The sequence below is a fragment of the Polymorphum gilvum SL003B-26A1 genome, assembly GCF_000192745.1.
In the GTDB taxonomy this organism is placed as follows: Bacteria; Pseudomonadota; Alphaproteobacteria; order Rhizobiales; family Stappiaceae; genus Polymorphum; species Polymorphum gilvum.
Genome location: NC_015259.1, coordinates 538,342 through 558,976, shown reverse-complemented (window position 1 = coordinate 558,976; position 20,635 = coordinate 538,342). Strand labels below are relative to the sequence as shown.

General features: G+C 61.2%; 16 protein-coding genes. 9 read left to right on the top strand and 7 right to left on the bottom strand.

Translation table 11 applies throughout. From position 1 onward, the window contains the following. Window positions 1-164 precede the first annotated feature (164 nt). Window positions 165-1,124: a helix-turn-helix transcriptional regulator gene (locus SL003B_RS02700; RefSeq protein ID WP_013651289.1), complete on the top strand. Its 960-nt coding sequence runs from the start codon at window positions 165-167 to the stop codon at window positions 1,122-1,124. 45 nt (window positions 1,125-1,169) lie between these two features. On the opposite strand, the gene SL003B_RS02695 is transcribed toward SL003B_RS02700, so the two are convergent. From SL003B_RS02695 to SL003B_RS02675, 5 genes are all read right to left on the bottom strand, one after another. Next, the gene (locus tag SL003B_RS02695; protein WP_013651288.1) at window positions 1,170-1,988 is read right to left on the bottom strand and encodes an HTD2 family dehydratase; all 819 of its coding nucleotides are present in this window, start codon (window positions 1,986-1,988) and stop codon (window positions 1,170-1,172) included. Next, the gene (locus SL003B_RS02690; RefSeq protein ID WP_041375334.1) at window positions 1,985-2,791 is read right to left on the bottom strand and encodes an HpcH/HpaI aldolase/citrate lyase family protein; all 807 of its coding nucleotides are present in this window, start codon (window positions 2,789-2,791) and stop codon (window positions 1,985-1,987) included. Before SL003B_RS02690 ends, SL003B_RS02695 begins: the two co-directional genes overlap by 4 nt. A gap of 2 nt (window positions 2,792-2,793) precedes the next feature. Next, entirely contained in the window at window positions 2,794-3,957 is a 1,164-nt protein-coding gene (locus SL003B_RS02685) for an acyl-CoA dehydrogenase family protein (RefSeq protein ID WP_013651286.1), read from the bottom strand. 31 nt (window positions 3,958-3,988) lie between these two features. After that, entirely contained in the window at window positions 3,989-5,146 is a 1,158-nt protein-coding gene (locus SL003B_RS02680) for a CaiB/BaiF CoA transferase family protein (protein ID WP_013651285.1), read from the bottom strand. A gap of 165 nt (window positions 5,147-5,311) precedes the next feature. Further along, window positions 5,312-5,542, bottom strand: a complete 231-nt coding sequence (locus SL003B_RS02675; RefSeq protein WP_206771952.1) for a hypothetical protein — start codon at window positions 5,540-5,542, stop codon at window positions 5,312-5,314. A 74-nt stretch (window positions 5,543-5,616) separates the two neighbouring features. Between SL003B_RS02675 and SL003B_RS02665 the strand changes: the two genes are divergently transcribed. Beyond that, window positions 5,617-6,746 (top strand): IS3 family transposase gene (locus tag SL003B_RS02665; RefSeq protein ID WP_085997570.1). Its coding sequence is split into 2 segments (ribosomal slippage): window positions 5,617-5,860 and window positions 5,860-6,746, totalling 1,131 coding nucleotides; the frame shifts between segments, so codons are not numbered across the junction. Window positions 6,747-6,772: 26 nt separating this feature from the next. On the opposite strand, the gene SL003B_RS02660 is transcribed toward SL003B_RS02665, so the two are convergent. After that, window positions 6,773-8,473 carry a hypothetical protein gene (locus SL003B_RS02660; RefSeq protein ID WP_158306622.1) on the bottom strand — a complete coding sequence of 567 codons (1,701 nt, stop codon included), beginning with the start codon at window positions 8,471-8,473 and terminating at the stop codon, window positions 6,773-6,775. 260 nt (window positions 8,474-8,733) lie between these two features. Continuing rightward, on the bottom strand, window positions 8,734-9,813 hold the full coding sequence (locus tag SL003B_RS02655; protein ID WP_013651280.1) for an AraC-like ligand-binding domain-containing protein: 1,080 nt from the start codon (window positions 9,811-9,813) through the stop codon (window positions 8,734-8,736). 638 nt (window positions 9,814-10,451) lie between these two features. Here SL003B_RS02655 and SL003B_RS02650 point away from each other — a divergent pair. The 7 genes from SL003B_RS02650 (at window position 10,452) to SL003B_RS02625 (ending at window position 20,633) form a co-directional block, all read left to right on the top strand. Further along, complete coding sequence (locus SL003B_RS02650) at window positions 10,452-11,663, top strand: tyrosine-type recombinase/integrase (RefSeq protein ID WP_013651279.1); 1,212 nt, start codon at window positions 10,452-10,454, stop codon at window positions 11,661-11,663. Window positions 11,664-11,685: 22 nt separating this feature from the next. Then, window positions 11,686-11,907, top strand: coding sequence for a MerR family transcriptional regulator (locus SL003B_RS02645; RefSeq protein ID WP_013651278.1), 222 nt, complete (start codon window positions 11,686-11,688; stop codon window positions 11,905-11,907). A 134-nt stretch (window positions 11,908-12,041) separates the two neighbouring features. After that, window positions 12,042-12,554 (top strand): nucleoside 2-deoxyribosyltransferase domain-containing protein, encoded by a 513-nt coding sequence (locus tag SL003B_RS22615; RefSeq protein ID WP_083812032.1) that lies wholly within the window; start codon window positions 12,042-12,044, stop codon window positions 12,552-12,554. A gap of 243 nt (window positions 12,555-12,797) precedes the next feature. Next, window positions 12,798-13,670 (top strand): BrxR family helix-turn-helix transcriptional regulator, encoded by an 873-nt coding sequence (locus SL003B_RS02640; RefSeq protein WP_013651277.1) that lies wholly within the window; start codon window positions 12,798-12,800, stop codon window positions 13,668-13,670. Between the two features lie 9 nt (window positions 13,671-13,679). After that, the gene (locus SL003B_RS02635) at window positions 13,680-16,433 is read left to right on the top strand and encodes a DUF499 domain-containing protein (protein ID WP_206771951.1); all 2,754 of its coding nucleotides are present in this window, start codon (window positions 13,680-13,682) and stop codon (window positions 16,431-16,433) included. Further along, window positions 16,433-17,422: a hypothetical protein gene (locus SL003B_RS02630; protein ID WP_013651275.1), complete on the top strand. Its 990-nt coding sequence runs from the start codon at window positions 16,433-16,435 to the stop codon at window positions 17,420-17,422. The genes SL003B_RS02635 and SL003B_RS02630 overlap by 1 nt, the downstream gene beginning before the upstream one ends. Before the next feature lie 13 nt (window positions 17,423-17,435). Next, the gene (locus SL003B_RS02625; protein ID WP_013651274.1) at window positions 17,436-20,633 is read left to right on the top strand and encodes a DUF1156 domain-containing protein; all 3,198 of its coding nucleotides are present in this window, start codon (window positions 17,436-17,438) and stop codon (window positions 20,631-20,633) included. Window positions 20,634-20,635 lie beyond the last annotated feature (2 nt).

The following is a 20,635-nucleotide window of genomic DNA, read 5'->3' as shown; positions in this document are numbered from 1 at the left end:
TTGCCGGGGCGGGCAGGCGATGCGTCGGCACGGCGGCGGCGCCGGCCGCCCGGCTTTCTATCCTCCCGTATCTCCTCACCCTGGACGATAGGGGCGGAGCGACGCAGGGGCTTGCGCTCAAGACCACTTTCTCTTGTGATAGCGTCCACTTCGGAGGCAATCGGATGAGCGACGGCGTGGCGGATCTCAAGGCGGACCTGCTGCCCCTGGTGGGGGCGACGGACACGGTCGGCGACCGGCACCAGGCCGACCACTGGCGGACGGTGTTCGGCGCCCTGTGGGGTGCGGAGAACCTGCGCGCCGTGCGCGGCAACCGGATCACCGGCAGCCTGCACAGCCGCAAGGTCGGCGAACTGACCTTCAACCGGATCGTCTTCGGCAACCAGCAGTTCGAGCGCGCACGGGCGCGGCGCGGGCGCGACCCGGAACCGTTCTACTCGCTGTCTTTCCCCGAAAGCGGCCATGCCGAGATCGAGATCGGCGAGGCGGGGACCCGGCTGATGCCCCGCAACGTCTATCTGCTCAACAACGGGCTCGCCGCCAGGCTCAAGGTCGCCGAGGAATATTCGACCTTCAACATCAAGATCCCGCTGTCAGCGCTCGAGCACCGGCTCGGCCGGAAGACCGACATCCTGGCGCGCGCGATCGTCCAGCCGGACGCGATCTACCACATGATGCAGCGTCTCATCGTCGAGCTGCTGCGTCACGTCGACGACCTCGACGAGCGCTCGGTCCAGTTCATGACCAGCCAGATGCTCGATACCGTGGCCTTCTTCCTGGTCTCAGGCGGCACGTCGTCCGACGACAGCCTGGCCGTGCAGTCCGTGCGCGCCCGCGTCATCGCTTATCTGGACGCCCATTTCCGCGACGCCGCGCTGACCCCGGAGCGGATCGCGGCGGCCTGCGGCATCTCCCGCAGCTATCTCTACAAGGTGTTTTCGAACGGTGAGACCGTGATGGAGCGGTTGCGCAATCGCCGGCTCGAGGCGGCGCGCGGCATGATCGAAACCAACCCTGCCAACCAGCCGCTGACCCGCATCGCCTATGCCTGCGGCTTTACCAGCTCAAGCGAGTTCTCGCGCCAGTTCAAGGCCGCCTTCGGCGTCGCCCCGAGCCGCTTGTAAGGTTCCGGTCGAGGCCCAGCAGTCAAAGCTCTGGCACGATCCGCCTCAGCGGAATTCCGCCGTCATGGTGATGCGCCCGTCCGGCGCTTCGATCAGGACCGTGCCGTCCTCCGGACCGTCCGCGATGCGCAGCGGTTCGTCGACGAAACACGGTGCAAGGCCGCGATAGGAAAAGACCACGGGGCTGCGGCCGAGGATCTGGGCCGCCCGGTTCATCAGCAATGTCGCCTGCAGCGGGCCATGGACCACACAGGCCGGATAGGCTTCCTCCTTCCGGCAATAGTCCGCGTCGTAGTGGATCCGATGTCCGTTGAAGGTCAGGGCCGAGTAGCGGAACAGCGTAACCGGCCCGAGACGGATGCCGTCTCGGGGCATCTGGGCGTCCGGGGCATAGGCTGGCGTGTTGCCCGGCGCGGGCGCCGCCTTGTAGACGATGTCCTGGCGCTCGCTGATCAGCGCTTCGCCGCCGGCATCGAACACGTGGTCGACGGCGACGAACACGAGCGGCCCGGTTCGCCCCTCCTTCGACGAGATGCCGGCGATGCGGGACCGCCGCACGATCCTCGCCCCGATCGGCACCGGCGCGAGAAAACGGATTTCCCCACCCGCCCACATGCGCGCGGGCAGCGGGATCGGCGGCAGGAAGCTGCCGGGGCCGCTGTCGCGCCTGGGATGACCGTCGCGGGCGAGTAGCTCGGGTGCAACGGCCGGCGGCGCAAGACACCAGTGGATGCCGAGTGGCGCTCCCTCGCCCGCCTCCCACAGGGTGCCGGCGAGCATCGCCCTGAAGCGCTCGACCAGCCCCTCGCCGAGCACTTCTTCGGCCTGTTCCGAGCGACCGATCCAGTCGGCATAGGCGTTCATGCCAGTTCCTCCCATTGTGCAACCAGTTCCCGCGCCCGGATCAGCACGGGTTCGTCGACCATTTCGCCATCAACCGCAAGCGCACCGCCAGCCCCGGCCTGCCGGAGAATCCTGCGCGCCGCTTCGACCTCGGATTCGCTCGGCCGGAAGCCGGCGCGGGCCGGTTCGATCTGGCGCGGGTGAACCAGAAGCTTGCCGCCGAACCCGAGCGCCCGGGCGTGGGCGGCATCGTCGGAGACCTGCCGCGGGTCGTCGAGCGCGGTCGTCACCCCGTCGAGGGGAGCGGCCCTGCCGGCGAGACGGGCGGCCAGGACCAACTCGGCGCGGAACGGCAGCAGGATGTCGCGGCGATGGGCCATGCCGAGATCGGCGCAGAAGTCGACGCTGCCGAAGACGATCCGGTCCGCCGCCAGGGCAAGGTGCCGCGCATTCGCCATGCCCCGGGCCGTCTCGATCAGCGCCCATGTCGCGCGGCCCGGGCCGAGACCATCGGCTAGCGCGCGCAAGCGGTCCGGATCCTCCGCCTTGGCAAGCAGCAGCCCCGCGCGATGCAGGCCGGCAACGGCGGCGACGTCGGCGTCGTGCCACGGCGTGCCGGCGCCGTTGATGCGCACCAGCACCTGCGCCCCGGCAAGCATGTCGGCTTCATGCAGCACGGCGTCGCGCGCTGCCGCCTTGGCCGGCCCCGCCACCGCGTCTTCGAGATCCAGGATCACCATGCCCGACCCCGCAGCCGCAGCCTTGGCGAACCGCTCTGGCCTGTTGCCGGGAACGAACAGGGGCAGGCACACTCCGGCACCCATCGTCAGAACGACCTCGGCAGGCCGAGCACGTGCTCGGCGACATAGGACAGGATGAGATTGGTCGATATCGGCGCGACCTGGTAAAGCCTCGTCTCGCGGAACTTGCGTTCGACGTCGTACTCGTCGGCAAAACCGAAGCCACCATGGACCTGCAGGCACTCGTTGGCCGCCTGCCAGGACGCGTCGGCGGCAAGCAGCTTCGCCATGTTGGCCTGCGCGCCGCACTCCTCGTGAGCGTCGAAGCGGCGACAGGCCTCGAACCGCATCAGGTTTGCTGCCTCGACGTTGACATAGGCGCGCGCCAGCGGGAACTGGATGCCCTGGTTCTGGCCGATCGGCCGGTCGAAGACGACCCGCTCATTGGCATAGGCGCATGCCTTGTCCAGGAACCAGTAGCCGTCGCCGATGCATTCGGCGGCGATCAGCGTGCGCTCGGCGTTGAGCCCGTCGAGGATGTAGCGGAAGCCGCTGCCTTCCTCGCCGATCAGGTTTTCCGCCGGGATCTCCAGATTGTCGAAGAACACCTCGTTGGTCTCGTGTCCGACCATGTTCTCGATCGGCCGCACCTCCATGCCCTTGCCGATCGCGTCCTTCAGCTCGACCAGGAAGACCGACAGGCCCTGCGACTTGCGCTTGACCTCGGCGAGCGGCGTCGTGCGCGCCAGGAGGATCATCAGATCGGAATGCTGGATCCGGCTGATCCAGACCTTCTGGCCGCTGACGACGTAGCGGTCGCCCTTCCTGACCGCCGTGGTCTTGAGCCTGGTCGTGTCCGTGCCGGTGGTCGGCTCGGTCACCGCCATGGACTGCAGGCGCAGAGCACCGGATGCGATCTTCGGCAGGTAGAGCCGCTTCTGCGCCTCCGACCCGTGCCGGAGCAGCGTACCCATGTTGTACATCTGGCCGTGGCAATGGCCGGCATTGCCGCCCGATCGGTTGATCTCCTCCATGACGATGGAGGCCTCGGTCAGGCCGAGCCCCGATCCGCCGTAGTCCTCCGGGATCATGGCGGCGAGCCAGCCGGCCCGGGTCAGCGCGCCGATGAAGTCTTCCGGATGGGTTCCCGCAGCGCCGTGCCTGCGGTGATAGTCGGCGGGGAATTCGGCGCACAGCGCGCGCAGCGCCTGTCTCAGGTCGTCGTGATCGGTAGGTGCGGAGGTTTTCATCGTCGTCTCCTGATCGGACGGTCGCACCGTCTTAGGTGCCGTGTTCGGCGTCGAATTCGGCCCTGATCGCGTCGCTGTGCTCGCCGAGCGCGGGAACCGGGTCCATGCGCGCGCGCCAGCCGTCGCCCGACGGCGGCAGGAAGGCGGGAACGACGCCCGCTGCGGTCGCGACGCTGGCCCAGCGATGGCGGGCCGCCAGTTGCGGATGCGCCCACAGCCCGGCCATGTCGCGCACTTCCGCCGTGCCGATGCCGGCCCTGTCGAGCCGGTCCAGAGCTTCCGCGCTGGACAGTTCGGCCAGGCTCTCCCGGATCACCGGATCGATCTCGTTCTTGTGGGTCGCCCTTCCGTCGTTGCCGCGATAGCGCGGTTCGTCCGCCCAGTCCGATCGCCTGAGCACATGCTCGCAGAACGCCGCCCATTCTCGGTCATTCTGCAGGCCGAACAGCACGGTGCCGTCGGCGGTCGGAAACGGGCCGTAGGGGTAGATCGTCGCGTGGCCGGCGCCGGCGCGTTCCGGCGGCGGCGCGCCCGCGTGGGTGTAGTGCAGCGGATAGCCCATCCACTCGGTCATGGCTTCCAGCATCGACAACTCAATGTGGTCGCCCCGTCCGCTCCGCTGCCGTTTCATAAGGGCGGCCAGGATCAGGTGATAGGCAGTCACGCCGGTGCAGATGTCGACGATCGAGATGCCGACCTTGCTCGGCGTCTCCTTGGTTCCGGTGATCGACAGGAGGCCAGATTCCGCCTGGATCAGCAGGTCGTAGGCCTTGCGCCCGCCGCAGGGCCCGCCGGGGCCGAAGCCGGAAATCGCGCAGCTGATCAGCTTCGGATTCCTCTCCGCAAGCGCCTCCTTCGTGAGCCCGAGCTTGTCGACGGCTCCTGGCGCCAGGTTCTGGATGAACACGTCCGCCTTTTCGATGAGCCGCCAGAGCAGCGCCAGGTCTCCCGGATCCTTCAGGTCCAGGCACAGGCTTTCCTTGGAGCGGTTCAGCCAGACGAAATAACTCGCCTCGCCATTGACACGGCGGTCGTAGCGGCGTCCGAAATCGCCGCCGTCCGGTCGCTCGACCTTGATCACACGGGCGCCCTGGTCGGCGAGCAGCCGCCCGCAATAGGGGCCGGCCACCGCCTGCTCGATGCTGACGACCAGCGTGCCCGAGAGCGGCAAGTCCTCCTCGTTGATCATCGTCTTCCCTACCGGATCGCAGGCCGGATCGGCGGCCCGACCCGCAGCCGAAGCGTCGAAGGATACCGGCCTGCGGATTTCCTTGTGGTAGTCGGTCGCTCCGCTTTCGGCAAGCGGAGCGGAGGCGAAGATGTTTGCCCAGTCCGTGCCCCGGTGCGGCCCGCTTCAACCCTTTCGCACTCGCGTACCGTGCTTGTGAAGCACCTCGGACGCGAAGCCGGCCAGTTCGCGGATGAAGAAGTCGAGGATCGTCGACGGCTTTTCCGCCGATCGCGTGGCGATCACGAAGGTTGACTGGATGCGGGTCGTGGCAGCCATCAAGGGGCGGAAGATGCCTTTTTGAATCCAATCCTCGGCGTAGTGATCCGGCAGGTAGCCGAGATAATGGCCGGACATGACGAACATCGCCTGTGAATAGCCCCTAGATTTCTGGACGCCTTCTTCCCTAATTTTGAGGCAAGGAGGCCATGATGGGGACCGGCAGTTTCAGTGACGATTTCAAGCGCGATGCAGTGGCGCAGATCACCGAGCGGGGTTACCCGGTTGCGGAGGTGTCGAAGCGGCTGGGTGTGAGCCAGCACTCGCTCTACGCATGGAAGAGGAAGTTCTCGAAGCCATCCGGTTCAACTGATGGCGATCAGGCGGCAGAGATCCGTCGCCTGAAGAAGGAGCTGGCGCGCGTCACCGAGGAGCGTGACATCCTAAAAAAAGCCACCGCGTATTTCGCCAGGGATGCAAAGTGAGATACGCGTTCGTTGCCGAGCATCGCCAGCAGTTCACGGTTCGGGCGATGTGTCGTTGCCTGTGCATCCAGCCCAGCGGTTTCTACGCCTGGCTGAAGACCCCCCTGAGCAGGCGAACTCGGGAAGACGCACGTCAGACCGAGCTTCTCAGCAAGGCCTGGAAGGAGAGCGGCAGGGTCTACGGCTATCGCAAGCTGCACGACGACCTTCTCGATCAGGGAGAGACCAGTTGCGCCAACCGCATCGCTCGTCTGGCAAAACTGGCCGGGATCAAGGCGCAGATCGGCTACAAGCGCCGGCCTGGCTCCTATGGCGGCAAGCCGTCGGTCGTCGTCGACAACACCCTTGCCCGGCAGTTCGATGTCGAAGCGCCGGACAGGGCGTGGGTGACTGACATCACCTACATCCGGACCCAGGAGGGCTTTGCCTATCTGGCGGTGGTGATCGATCTGTTTTCACGCCGCGTCATCGGCTGGTCACTGCAGAGCCGCCAGACCACCGATGTCGTGTTGCAGGCATTGCTGATGGCGGTGTGGCGTCGAAAGCCCAAGAGCAGGGTTCTGGTCCATTCCGATCAGGGATCGCAGTTCACCAGCATGGACTGGGCAGCGTTCCTGAAGCACCACAATCTTGAGCACTCGATGAGCCGTCGCGGCAACTGCCACGACAATGCCGTGGCGGAGAGCTTCTTCAATCTCCTCAAGCGCGAGCGGATACGGCGCAGGACCTACCGAACACGCGAGGAGGCAAGGCAGGACGTGTTCGACTACATCGAGATGTTCTACAATCCAAAGCGAAAGCACGTCAGGAACGGGATGCTGTCACCCGTCGAGTTCGAACGGCAGCACGAAATGTAACCCGAGGGTGTCCACAAAACTCGGGGCTATTCAATCCCGGCAAGATGGCTAATCGTACCGGAGCCCGAGACGGCGACACCGAAATCGTAATCGCTATCGGTGTGGTTGAACACAAGGCTGCCAATTCCAGCACCGAAAACCAGACTGCTTGCGTTCAGCGTACCGGCCGCCGCCGCTGCGTCACCCGCGGCCGCGCCGATGTTGAGTACGCCCGTCGTGGATGTGCTTCGAGCGACGGTCACCGTTCCATTATTGGCATCCACCGTGCCGCCGTCGGATATGGTCAGGCTGCCATCACCGTAATAGCCGACGAATAGCTCGAGGTTGGTTTTCCAGACAGAGCCTGCGCCGGTGACTGAAACCGCTCCCCTGGAGCCGTAATTGAGTCCGATCGTGCCGAACCCGTTGGTGACATATCCACCTTCGGAAATGCTCAGCGTGCCATTCCCGAAAAAGCCGACAAAGAGATCCGAACTGTTATCCCAGCTTGACCCTGTGCCCGTCACGGTAACCGCGCCGGTCGAGCCCGGGATGATGCCGATCAAGCTGCTTCTGTTATAAACAGTCCCGCCGTCGGAAATGGCCAATGTGCCATTTCCCTGAAAGCCGACCCGAAGGTCCGCGGCGATCGACCAGTTCGCGTCTGCGCCGGTAACAGCTACGGTGCCGGAAGAACCGGCGCTATGGCCGATTATGGCGCCTTCGCCTTCCGCACCGCCGGTCACGGTGGTGCCAAGCTCACCCGTTATGGTAAGTGTACCGCCATTGACGATGGTCTCACCGGTAAAGCCGGAACTGTCGGCGGAAAAAGTGGTGTTACCGGCAAGGTGGTTGATCGTGCCACCGCCGCTGATGGCGGTGCCGAATACATAGTCCGTATCGGTGTGGTTGAACACCAGCGTGCCGGCCCCGGCGCCGAATGCGAGCGAAGCGGCATCGAGTATGCCCGCTCCAGCCGCGGTTCCGCCCGCCGCCGCGCCGATGTTCAGTGTGCCCGTCGACCCTGTATCCCGCGCAATGGTCATCATCCCGTCGACATGGACCGTGCCGCCATCGGAGATCGTCAGCGCGCCGTCGCCGGAATAACCGACATAGAGGTCCGAACTGTTTGCCCAACTCGACCCCGCGCCCGTCACCGCAACCGCGCCGGTCGAGCCGGGACCATACCCGACATAGCCGCGCACATTACTGACCATACCGCCACCAGAGATCGCCAGCGTGCCATCGCCCGCGTGACCAACATGAAGGTCTGCACCGCTTACCCAGGTCGATCCCGCGCCCGTCACCGTTGCCGCGCCGCTTGAGCCGAAACCAAGTCCGACATAGCCGAAATAATCGCTGACAACCGAACCGCCGTGTTCGACATTCAGCGTGCCGGAGCCGGAAACCCCGACATAGAGGCTGACGGAATTGGCCCAGGTCGATCCCGCACCCGTTACCGTCACGGTTCCGGTTGAGCCGGAATTCTCGCCGATATTGCTGAACGTACTATCGACCACCCCGCCGTTCCGGATGACCAGTCTGACATCATCCCCAGACACGTGGCCGACACTGAGACTCCCCCCAACGTTCCAAGGGCTGTTCCAGGTTCCCGTGGTACCGTCGCCGCTGCCGTCCACGATCACTTCAAGCGCATGAGCCGGAAATGGCAGGCTTCCTAGCAGGAGCAGGCCGCCAAGCGCCGTGGAACCATGAAGAAATCTGCGAAATGAACGTTTCCGCGTCATGCCCTGACCATTTCTTTTTCTGTGGCGGGGCACAAACAGGCCGTGCCGCTTCATTCGCCTGGTGATACGGCCGCGACCTGTCGAGGAAAATTCACATAACCCCTTGCTTCGGCGACGATAATCGTCACGCCGCGTTCGAGGACAAGGCGCTATGAGCGGCGCGGGGGATTATTGTCATTTCGCGCAGGAGAAGGCGGAGCGCGTAGTCAAATCACGCAAGCGGACCGGAGGGGGTGGTGCGCTACGGCCGCGGGGCCTGCCTACATGGCCGCGATCCACCGCCGCCATGCGCTGTGCGTGGGCGATTCTGCCTGCGCTATGCCGGCCTCGGCAAGCCGCTCGCGGGCCATGGCGCGAACCTGGCCCGGCGTCAGGCCGTAGAACGCCCGAAACGCGCGCCCGAGATTGGCCTTGTGGCTGAACCCGTGCGCGTTGGCGATGTCCTCTATGCGTAGGTGCAGCTGTCCGTGATCTCTCAAGGCTTCATGGGCGCGGGCCAGCCTTTCCTCGCGCACCCATGAGGCGAACCCGTCCCTGGATGCGAACAGGTAATCGAGCTTGCGGACAGAAACGCCGAAATGCCTGGCAACATGCTCTCGTGTCATGTCCGGACCGGGCAGGTGGGCGCGCACGTAGCGGCAAATGGCGCCGCCCAGCGCGGCCTCAACGCCTTCCGTCACGTCCTCGCGTTCCGCCGAGCCGTTGAGCGCCGCCGCGGCAAGCTGTAGCGTCGGCGCGCTCACGCGTGCCGCGTCTTCATTCGTCATCGAGGGGGCCATCTGAAGAAGCGCCTGCAAATGATCGCGGAACAGGGCGACAAGCGGCGTGTCGCCCGGCAGAATGCGCATGGCATGGTGGTCGGGCGCCTTGAGCAGGGGCGAAAGCAGGCGGCGGGGCACGATGAGATTGAGCATCTCGGCATCCTCGGCCAGGCTCATGACCGGCTGTCCCAGATCCGACACCCACAGGTCGCCGGGGCGCGTCCTGGTTCTCTCGCCTTTCTCGTCGCGCCTCGCGACACTGCCGCTCCGGTAGAATTGCAGCAGATAATGGTCGATGCCGTCGCGGCCGGCGCGTCTGCGCGACCGGTCATAGCTCTGCCCGCCGACCCGGGCGTCGACCAGCACGAGGTCATCCAGCATGAACGCATCGAGATGCGCACGGAAGCCGTCACTTCCGACTTCATTTACCCGCACGTCGAACATGACATCGATATGCTCGTACCACGAGGAAAGCGCTTGTTTCGGAGTCAGGGCCCGCGTGTCGAACACCGAACGCAAGACAGTCTCGCGAGACCGATCGCCGTTTCCGGCTGCCTGTTCCGTGTTCGCCTTCTCCACGCACCCGTCCTCCTCTTCTGAAGGTTGTGGCAACAAAGTCCGCCTTGCCTGGCTTGCCGGTCGAACCGGCGCCGTCGAAGCGCCGCGCCGTGGCAGAAACAAGACGCTTTCGATTCCTCCCGGGCGATCATCCCGACGATGACGGACAGACGGCTTCATGGCAATGCGCCTTTGGGTGTCCGGTCCCCATCAAACGCATTTATGCCGGGTACCGTCCCTGCGCCGACCGCGGGATCGAGCTTCATGCTCAAAGGCTTGCCCGCATACGCGGTGTCTCGCGGTTGCCGGGATTACGGTTTGCGGGGTTGCGGCTGTCTGCCCGCGCTGAATCAGAACGCCTCCCGTGCGGGAGACGATCAAGGATTTGTTTTTCGTTGGGATTTGGTTGTGGGGGCAGGATTTGAACCGTTCGGGTCTCAAAACGCTCCACTGGAGCGTTTTGCCGCCTTGCGGACGACCGCTCACCCTTCAGGTTATGAGCCCCATGCAGGGCTATAGACCTCAACAAGCACCAATGCCTAACAGTAGCATTTACAGGGATTTAGCGCCAGTCGCCTGTTGAAAATCGTTGGCGAATGGGGCATGTTGATGGGAGCAAGTGTCCCCAATTTGTCCCCGCGTGTCCCCGAGGCCCCGCCATGCCCACCATCGAAAAGCGCGTCCGCAGCGACAACGGCGATAGCTATTATCGCGTCCGCGTGCGGGTGCGCGGTCTCCCTGAGAAGCAGAAGACCTTCAAGCGCCTGACGGACGCGAAGCTGTGGGCGCAACAGACGGAAGCGGCCATCCGGCGCGGCGAAGTCCAGAACGTCGTACCCGCCGCCAAGGGCAAGACGCTCGCTGACGTGATCGAGCGTTACAAGAAGCGCGTATTGCCGCACCGGGCTGAAAGCACCCAGCGGGCGGCGGTGACGTATCTCGCCTATTGGGAGAAGGCGCTCGGCACCTATGGGCTGACCTACATCACGGCGGAATTGATCGAAGCGGAGCTTGAGAAGCTGGCCGCCGCCGGGGACACACGGCGCAAGAGCGATGAAGGCGAACCGGCTGGCAAGCCGAAGAGCCGCAAGACGATCAAGCATTACCGCGACACGCTGGCGCTGCTGATGAAGCACGCCAAGGCGTGGGGCTGGGCGACACAGAACCCAATGGAAGGGGTGACGCCGATCACCAACATTCGGGATGAGCGTACACGGTTCCTGAGTGACGCTGAACGCGCCGTCCTGCTTGACGCCTGCAAGGCGAGCGACAACGATCAGCTGTTCAACATCGTGGTGTTCGCTCTATCGACCGGCGCGCGCAAGAGCGAAATCCTTGGCCTGACGCTGGCCGATGTGGACCTTCAACGGGGCTCGGCGATCTTTCGGGATACGAAGAACGGGGACACACGGGCCGCGCCCCTCGCCCGCCACCTGCGGGACCTACTGACGGGTCAGGTGGCGAAGGCGGAAGCGCTGTACGCCGCCCTGCCCCATGCGCCGAAGACGCGCTGGCTTTTCCCGCGCGCGGACGGCGTGCTTCCCATCGACATCCGCACCGCCTGGGAGAACGCCCGCGACAAGGCCGGGCTGGTGGACTTCCGCTTCCATGATCTGCGGCACTCGACGGCCAGCTATCTGGCCATGAAGGGCGCGAGCCTGGTGGAGATTGCGGAGGTGCTTGGCCACCGCACCCTTCAGATGGTGCGCCGGTACGCGCACCTGTCGGAGAGCCACGTGAAAGGGCTGGTGGAAAGCCTCGGCGAAGACATGTTCGAGGATACGGCGACGGCGGTGAAAGGTCAGGCGGAAGGTGAGGAATTGAAGGTGGTGCCGTTTTCCGGCATAAGGAAGGTTCCTGCTCCTTTATAGGCCCCAAGACCATGAGGTTAACATGGTTGACTACAGGGACCTGGCGACCGTGAGGCAGGTAGCGGCGGAAGCGCCGTTCATCACGGAGCCAACACTGCGCTGGTGGATCTTCCATGCGGAGACGAATGGACTGAAGCCGGCGCTACTAAAGATCGGTGGCCGGGTCTATATCGACCGCGCCGAATTCAACAAGTGGCTGGAGTGCCAGCGCATGGCGCCCAAGCCGTTGAAGCCCGCAGCCTGACACGGCCTAGATCGACGACTGAAGCTCCGCCGCAAGGCGGGGCTTCTTTTTTCGGAACGAAATAACAAAATAGAATTTACACTCAATATTTCTTATGATGCTTCTTGGACCTCAACAAATGAAAGCGGCAACAAATGCTGTTTGGCCTCTTCGGGCGAGGCGACGGGCGACCTCAAAATCTCAAAGTTATCACACGAGAAAATACGCACGATGAAACCGCTTTATTGCGCCCAGTTATATACATGGGAGGGTATCGCGATGGCACGCCGAGCGCTTGGCGCTCTCATGTCATCGAGAAACTAAGCGACTACGCGGCTACTTTAATCGACCCATCAACAACGGTTGCCCCCAATCCTCGTCGTGATCTTGATGGCCACGCTGAGTTTGTCTTGTGGGAAAGAAGCGCAATTGATGGTTCTGACGCCGTCATTATGTGGCTGCCGAGGAGAATGGATAATCAGGCTCCTCGCGTGGAGATTGGTTATATAACAGCTCGGAAGAAGCACCTGATCGTGGGTGCAGAACCTGAATTATCGGGACTTGATCATCTACAGTGCTTTACCCAGACACAATTTTTCCCATGCCTTGATCAGACAATTGAAGCGACAATCGAATACATCATGAATGGCAATCACAAGACACGCTGATAAGCAGAATCATTTATGATTGTGTTCAGGCTGAGAATACATCCGCGATCCAACTTCTCGGCGCCCGAAATTTCATAGGTCACCCGTTGATCGCCGCTGTTCCTGTTATGTTCATTTCTTCATCGATTTCAGCGTGCTAGCAAGCAATTCTAGCCTTGCCCTACCCTGCTTGTGACCCTAGCGTGCGTGTGGGTCTAGTTTCTCGTTGCATCGAGTCGCTTGGCCCATTTGGCAGGAGCGGCGATGGCCAGTCAGCACATGTTGGGGCTTCGATGGGGTGTCGAGCAGCGGCTTGAGTTCGTTGAGACCCGGCTGTTTTGGGAGGGTTTCGTGAACAGGAGCGATCTGATCGACACTTTTGGGATTTCTGTTCAGCAAGCATCAACCGACCTCAACCGCTATTTGGCGTTGGCGCCGGACAACATGATCTACGACAAGAGTGCGAAATCCTACGTGCGTCGAGAGACATACGCACCCAAGTTCTTCAAACCAAGTGCTGACCAGTTCCTCGCCCAGCTTCGATCTTTGGCCGAAGGAACCCTTCAGCCAGACCATGTGTGGTCCATGGGGACGACACCGGTCGAGGTTGCGACAACTCCGGCACGCGGTATCGACGTTATGGTCTTGCGGGACATCATCACTGCGGTCAGGGCTAAGGACGCTTTGGAGATTGAGTATCAATCCATGGCGAAGCCAGAGCCGCTCTGGCGCTGGATCGAACCTCACGCTATCGGCTTCGACGGTTTTCGATGGCATGTCCGCGCCTATTGCGCCAACGACTCCATGTTCAAGGACTTCGTTATCTCCAGAATTATCGCTGTAGGAGAGAGACGCAGCGCAAGTGTGTGCGCCCAGGACGACTTAGACTGGCAACAGACCGTCACCCTCACAATTGGCCCTCACCCGAAGCTCACATCAGGGCAGAAGCGGATCATTGAGTTGGACTATGGCATGTCTCGCGGCGTGGCAGAAATTCAGGTCAAAAGGGCGTTCCTCTATTACACCCTCAAGCGACTTGGTCTCGATGTCGATCCATCGACACGCCGACCTCAGGACCAACAGATTGTACTACTGAGCATGTCGCCTCCGCTCGATGGCGCACGCACCGATGACTGAAGGAGACCGATGATGCTCGGACTAGTTCTGCGGCAAGAATTCAAAGGGCGGCGTCTCAAGGGGACGGCTATCGAACTTTCGAATGACGCCAATACAGGCGCCACGCAGGTTCCTGCGCGCGACTTTCTGGAGATCACATACCCGACGATTGACCTGCTAAAGGGGATCGAGGCGGTTGGCCCTCAGCAGGGACGGCCAGTTGTGGTCATCGGTGAGCGCGGCCTTGGTAAGTCGCACTTGATGGCAGCGCTCTTCCACGCTGTCAGCGATCCGACATCGACAGGCGACTGGCTTAGGAACTGGTCAACCACCCTCGCTGAACCCACGATTGGGCAGATTCCTCTGCGGAATGGCATGCACGTGATTGGCGAGAGCTTGCACCGCCAAAGGTACAAGTTTCTTTGGGATATCCTGTTCGAACGTCACCCTCATGGTACTTACATCAAAGGAAAATGGGAAGGGATGGGGGCCGGGAAGACTGATATCCCGTCCGATCAGCTGATCCTTGAATTGCTTCGTCATACGCCGACGATGCTTCTCCTCGATGAATTTCAAACCTGGTTCGACGGCCTTACGAATACCAAGCAGTACCCCTGGAAGAACTGGGCTTTCAATTTCATTCAGATCCTTTCCGAGATCGCCAAGGAGTATCCGGATCTCCTCGTCCTCGTGGTTTCGGTGAGGAACGGAACCAGCGACGCTTACCAGCAAATCCACAGAGTTAACCCGGTTCAGGTCGATTTTCGGGCAGGTGGAAGTCCGGACAAGATACAGCATGATCGCCGCCGAATGCTGCTTCACAGGCTATTTGAAAACCGGCTTCAGATCGGCGAGGCCGCGATTGAGGGCGTTCTTGGCGTTCACATCGCGGAGTACTTCCGCTTGCTTGGCACGCCCACGTCAGAACAAGATCGTAAGCGACACGATTTCGTGGAGTGTTGGCCGTTTGCGCCTCACCTGTTGCAGCTGCTGGAAGATCAGGTTTTGGTCGCCACCGACGCCCAGGAGACGCGTGACCTCATCCGAATTCTGGCCAATCTGTTCAAAAGCCGGGGCGAGGCATCGTCTGTTCTGACGGCAGCCGACTTCCGACTGGACGATGACACATCCGGAATTGGTGCGCTTCTCGACTCGGTTGCCAATCAGCAACATCGCGCGCTGCGTGACAAAGCACTCCGGAATTTGACGTCAGTAACCGAGGCTGTGCCGGATCATGGGGCCAAGGTACCTCACCTTCAGGAGATCGTTGGCGCGCTGTGGCTGCGTTCGATCGCGGTCGGTAACTTGGCGGGTGCAGAGCCTGCGGCCTTGCAGGTCGACCTTACGCAAGCAAAACCGGTCGACGACAATGCTTTCCAGGTCGAGCTGGCGACGGTCATCGAGAACAGCTTCAACATTCACCAGGACGGCGCACGGCTTGTTTTCAAGGAAGAGGAAAACCCTCAAGCCAAAGTCATGGCCTCTGCAAGGAACGACAAGCTCTTCACAGATGGGTCGGACCTAGGACAGCTGGCGAAAGAGGTACGCTACATAATCGGCGGTACCGAGGAGGTAGCCAAGACGTTCCGCGTCATCGCCCTTCCGCGCAACTGGCTGAACGATCCGTGGACGGGGCTGGAAGAGAGTGAACAGCCAGATCGCTGGGACGACAGGCTGCCGATCCTTGTGCTTCCTGAAGAACCGGATCGCATCAATGAACGTTTAGGACGGTGGCTCAAGGACCATCTTCAAAAGCGGCGCAACACGGTTCGGTTCTTGATCCCCCGGAACGGGACATCGAACGCCTTCTACGATCGCGACCTGCTTGTCCTCGCCAGGGCAGAAATGAAGGCGCAAGAGTGGGGGGCGCAAAACCCTGAGTACCGCAAGCTTCAGTCGAAATACCAAGGCGAACTGCGGGACATTCTCAAAAAGCGGTTTGACCGGTTTGCGGTCCTGCACAGGTGGAACTTCGGCGACCCGACGAAATGCGAGTTCCATGTCGAAACGCTCCGTGAACAGGGAGCGAAGGTGCCGGAGGCCATTGAGGCGGCGCTAACGAATGACTTGTTCGTACCAGAGGACTTCGAACAGCTCGTCCTCGAAGCCGCCGGTAACAACAGCTCGGTTGGCAAGCTCCTCAAGGAACTGCAGGAGCCTCGCCCCGCGGGCCAAGATTGCATCCCTTGGCTCGGTGAGACGGCCATGAAGGAGCGGATCGTGCGCCTGTGTGCGAAGGGCAAGATCGCGATCAATCTCCGAGGGATGGAGTACCTCCAGGCTCAGGCCGGTGAAGAGGAGGAGAGTGCTTGGCGACGCCTGAGACCCAAGCTGTCTTACACCGGCCGTCAGCTAGAAGAGGTGTTTCTGCTGCCGCCTTCAGCCGTCCCTGCAACGGGAGGAACCAACCCTCAACCAGGTGCCGGATCATCCGGTAACGGTGGCCTCTTCGGCGGCGGCATGGCACCCACGCCAACACCGCCCGGCGACATGTCGGGTGGGCAGACAGGCACTGGCACAGGCGGAATGCAGCCGTCTCCTGAGCCCGGCGGCGGCATTTTTGGTGGTGGTGCTGGGAGCCCACGCATGCCCTACGCGGCACCGGCGACGTCGCCTCTTAATCTCATCGGTAAGCTTGAAGGCTGGGGGATCGGCCCGGCAACGCCAGTCAAATCCGTCATGATCAAGGTCGATGCGGCAACCGGTGCCCAGCTCAAGGAGCTACTCAAAAAGCTGCCGGACGGCATGACGTTTGAACTGTCGCTCGACAAGGAGGGCAGCTGATGGCCTTAAACCTTGAGACGCTCGCCGGCTTGACGACCGCTTCGGAAACTGAAGCCTGGGCAGAGGTCATCGAGAGGGCGCTGGCTATATGCGGCGCACCGCTCGACGTGGAGAAGGCGCCCGGAGAGGTGACGCGACGTGACCGCGCGATTGGAGAACTGGACCATTTTCTTTCGTCGGTCGCATGGGAGTTGTGGCCGACGTTTACCAGCGCGGCTCCAAGGAATGCCGACAAGATCGTTGAATGGTGGTTAGCGCCTTATAGCGCGAAGGCGGTCCTGATCCTCGATGGTCTAAGCCTTAGAGAGATGCCTTGGCTTGTCGAAGGCGCAAGGGCGCGCGGGTTCGTTGTCCATACGTCCACAGCTTACGGCGCTGAGATACCGTCGGAGACGAACGCCTTTGCCAAGGCGCTCGGCTTTGGGAGCCGCAGCCAACTCCAGAACAACGGCGGTAGCCTCGTGCATCGCCTGGCACCTGCCAAGACGGAGTGCATAGACCTCCCATGGAAGGATTGCTTGGGCCTGATCGACGCCTCCCCGAACTGGGTTTTCTGGCACCAGTGGCCAGACAGCAAGCTACACGATGGCTCTGGCGCTGGCCAAGGACTGGACCTTCTCACGCGCGATATCGCGGTACAGCTGACCAGCGATGATTTCTGGGAGTTTGTTGAACGTCTCGCCACCGGTCGCCGATTGGTGATCACTTCAGATCACGGCTACGCGGCGACTGGGCTCTTCTTCGATGCGGCCGAGGATCAGGCCGCCTTTCTCAAGGGTGCCTTGAAGAGCGGTAGGCTGTTATCAGGCGACCATGACGCCGGCCCTTTCGTCCCCCCGGTCGCACTTCAAATGGAAAGTCCGCACGGCAAGCACCTGCTGGCGGTCGGACGCTGGAAGTGGAAGAGCCAAGGGGGTTACCCGACGCTTGCACACGGCGGGCTGTCGCTTCTCGAAATGCTCTGCCCCTTTGTTGAAATAACGAAATAAGGAACTCGCGCGAATGGCCACCAAGAAGGAAATGATCGCCCAAGAGGTCGCGCGCGCAGTTGGTGCCGGTAGGCCCGTTGCACTTGAGACAGTCGACTTCAGCGACCCGAACCGACCGAAAACCTGTCTTGAGGTAGATTTCCCGATCCTGCCGGTCAATCAGGTGGCTGTCATCGAAGGCAATGCCGGAAAGCCGATCTACCAGATGTCAAAATGGTGGGCGCGGCGTCGTTCCAGCGTGTTTCGCTCGATGCTGATCGCAGCGGCGACAAAAGCCCCTGAGGACCCTTCACTCGCGGCTAAGCTGGTGTGGGACAACTATTACGCCAACCACCAGAAGAAGGGCGCCTTCAAGCATCTGAAGGTGGCTGACATCTTCATGGGAGGCGGCACCACGCTGGTTGAAGGCTCTCGACTGGGCATGCAGATGTCAGGCAACGACCTCAATCCTGTAGCTTGGTTTGTGGTGAAGCAGGAGCTGGCGGATGTCGATCTGGACGAGGTGAAACGCCTGCTGGCCGATATCGAGGCCGAGGTGAAGCCGCAGATCATGCCGTTCTACTACTGCGATGGCCCGAACGGCGAGAAAGGAACATGGACGCACAAGCCGACCGGGAAGGTTATGAGCGAGGACTTCGACCCGCTCTCCCTCAAGCCCGAGGAGCGGAAGGACTACAGCTACGAAGGGCCGGAGATCATCTACACCTTCTGGGCGAAACATGGACCTTGCCAGGTGACAGGCTGCGGTCACCGCACACCGATCATGACCAACCCCGTCATGGCGATAAAGACGCTGACGGTGAAACATTGGCAGCACACGTGCCGGTCGTGCAATGAGCGTTTCGATATCGAGGAAGCTGAGGCGCGCATGGCGCCGGACGTCCCGCTGTACGTCGCACCTGACGAGCCTTCCTATTCGATACTCGATCCGAAGGGTCGCGTCGTCTGCCCCCATTGCTCCCACACTGAAATGGTGAAGCTCGGCAAAGGCAAAAACAAGAAGGTCGAGCTCTCGCTCCTGGTCCATCCTGAATGGCTGGCTGGCAGCCCAAAGATCGATTCTAACGGCGCTCCATTCGGAGGGTCGCCGCATGATGACGCCGTCTCAAGCGAACGGTGGGATCGCGAAAGAGCCTCTAAGATACGCCTTCTCGAAGTGAGGGGGGCACTCCCTGACGAAGTAATTTGCCCAGATACTGGCGTGACTTTCCGAACGGACGGAGCCGCCGGCACGGTTCCAAAACGCTCACACTTTGAATGCGCTTCGTGCGGCACTGTTCAAGATTTGCTGGATTCTGCTCGACAGTTCGGAAAAGCCGCACCACTGGCCGGGTATGCTGTACAAGGATACGCACCCAAATCTGACCAGAGTTCAAGACCATACAACGGTCGGTTCTTTGCACCATTTGATCTTAGAATTGCGAAGCAGTTTGATGCGGCTTGCAGCGAGTGGGCAGACAGAAAGAACGGAGACCTAGCTGGTTTTTGGCCGCGAAGCGCAATTCCTATTGGCGCTGAAATTGGTCCACATGACGTTGAGGGGCATCACTTCACTCACTGGTGGACAATGTTTAATCCTCGCCAATTGATGGTCCATGGACTACTTCTTAAGTCAATAACGACGGCTGGAAGCTACGCCTGGGAAACGCGCGAGTATGTTATGGCGGCATTCCAGCAATATTTGCGTAACCAGAATATGTTTTGTTTCTGGAATTCTGGGGCTGACAAGATGGAGCCTCATTATTCGCGAAACAGTTTCCACCCAAAACTTACTGCAATTGAGAATAGTGTCTTCGGTACACTCGGCAGGGGAAACTGGTCCTCCTGTGTGGAAGGTGCCGTGGAGTCGGCCGATTGGGCGAAGCATCCTTGGGAGCTTATAAGCCTTGAGCAATTAGCTCGAACACATCCCGATCTATCGGGCCAGTGCTCCGGAAAGAGCGAAAAGGCGCTGCCTTTCGACGCTGTGAAAGGCGGGAGCGTCCTTCAAGCTTCGTCGACAGATTTGAGCGTTTATTCGGCGGATATGTTCGACTTAGTGATTACCGATCCGCCGTTTGGCGATTTGGTCCAGTACTCTGAGCTATCCGATTTTTTCTATGTTTGGCTGCGTATAGTCATGCGAGAACGATACCCAGACGTTTTCTCGGCTGAGTACACCCCAAAAACACTGGAAGCCGTCGCTAACCGCTATCGTGAACCAGAGGATCCAAACGGCTTTTACCAACGACTTCTAACGGCGTGCTGGAAAGAAGCACACCGGGTATTGAAACCCGGCGGCATGCTCGCGTTTACTTTCCATCACAGCGAAGATGCGCCGTGGGTGTCTGTCTTGGAGTCTTTATTCGATGCCGGATTCTATCTGGAGGCGACTTATCCGATTAGATCAGACGAGACCAAAGGCGACGGGCAATTCGGCTCTCAGAAGGTTGAGTACGACATAATCCATGTCTGCCGAAAGCGGACTGAAGAGCCAAAATCCGTCAGCTGGGGTCGAATGCGTCGTGAGGTCTTGGCAGATGTCCGCCAGCTTCAGGGTTTGCTTGAAAACCACGCACGGGCCGGTCTGCCCGCGGCTGACCTTCAAGTCATCCGGCGGGGCAAGGCGCTTGAGTATTTCTCGCAGCATTATGGGAAGGTGTACGTGGACGAAGGTCGTCCGATCTCCGTTAAGGATGCTTTGGTTGGTATCAATCAGCTCATCGACGAAGATACCAACAAGGCAGCCGAGCCCCCACCCGTGGTCGCAGAGCCGATTACCCGCCAGTTCCTACGTATCTTCGACGGCAAGACCGAGCTTGCCAGAGACCAAATGCAGAAGGTCTTGCGCGGTTCGGGTATCGCACCCGACGAATTCGTGAACCGCGGCTGGGCACGCGAGGAAAAGAAGGTCTTCTATCTCAACGACCCGCTGGAAATCGCCCGCGACTGGCAGGGACGGCACCGTCGGCGTCTCACTGCTGATCTTGATCAGGCCTTCGTTCTCATGGGCGCCTGTTATGACGGCAGCGGCATCAATGCGGCAGACACTTTGAAGAACGAAAACTTCAAACCGCACGCCGCGCTGAAGAGCCTTCTCGAATGGATGAGCAAGCGTGGCCAGACGCAGGCGATGCGGAATGCGGCCTCGCGGGCGCTGACCATCTACAACAACTGGGCCGCCAGCCACAAAGAGCAGGTCCGGCAGCTGTCGTTCTTCCTGGAGGATTGAGC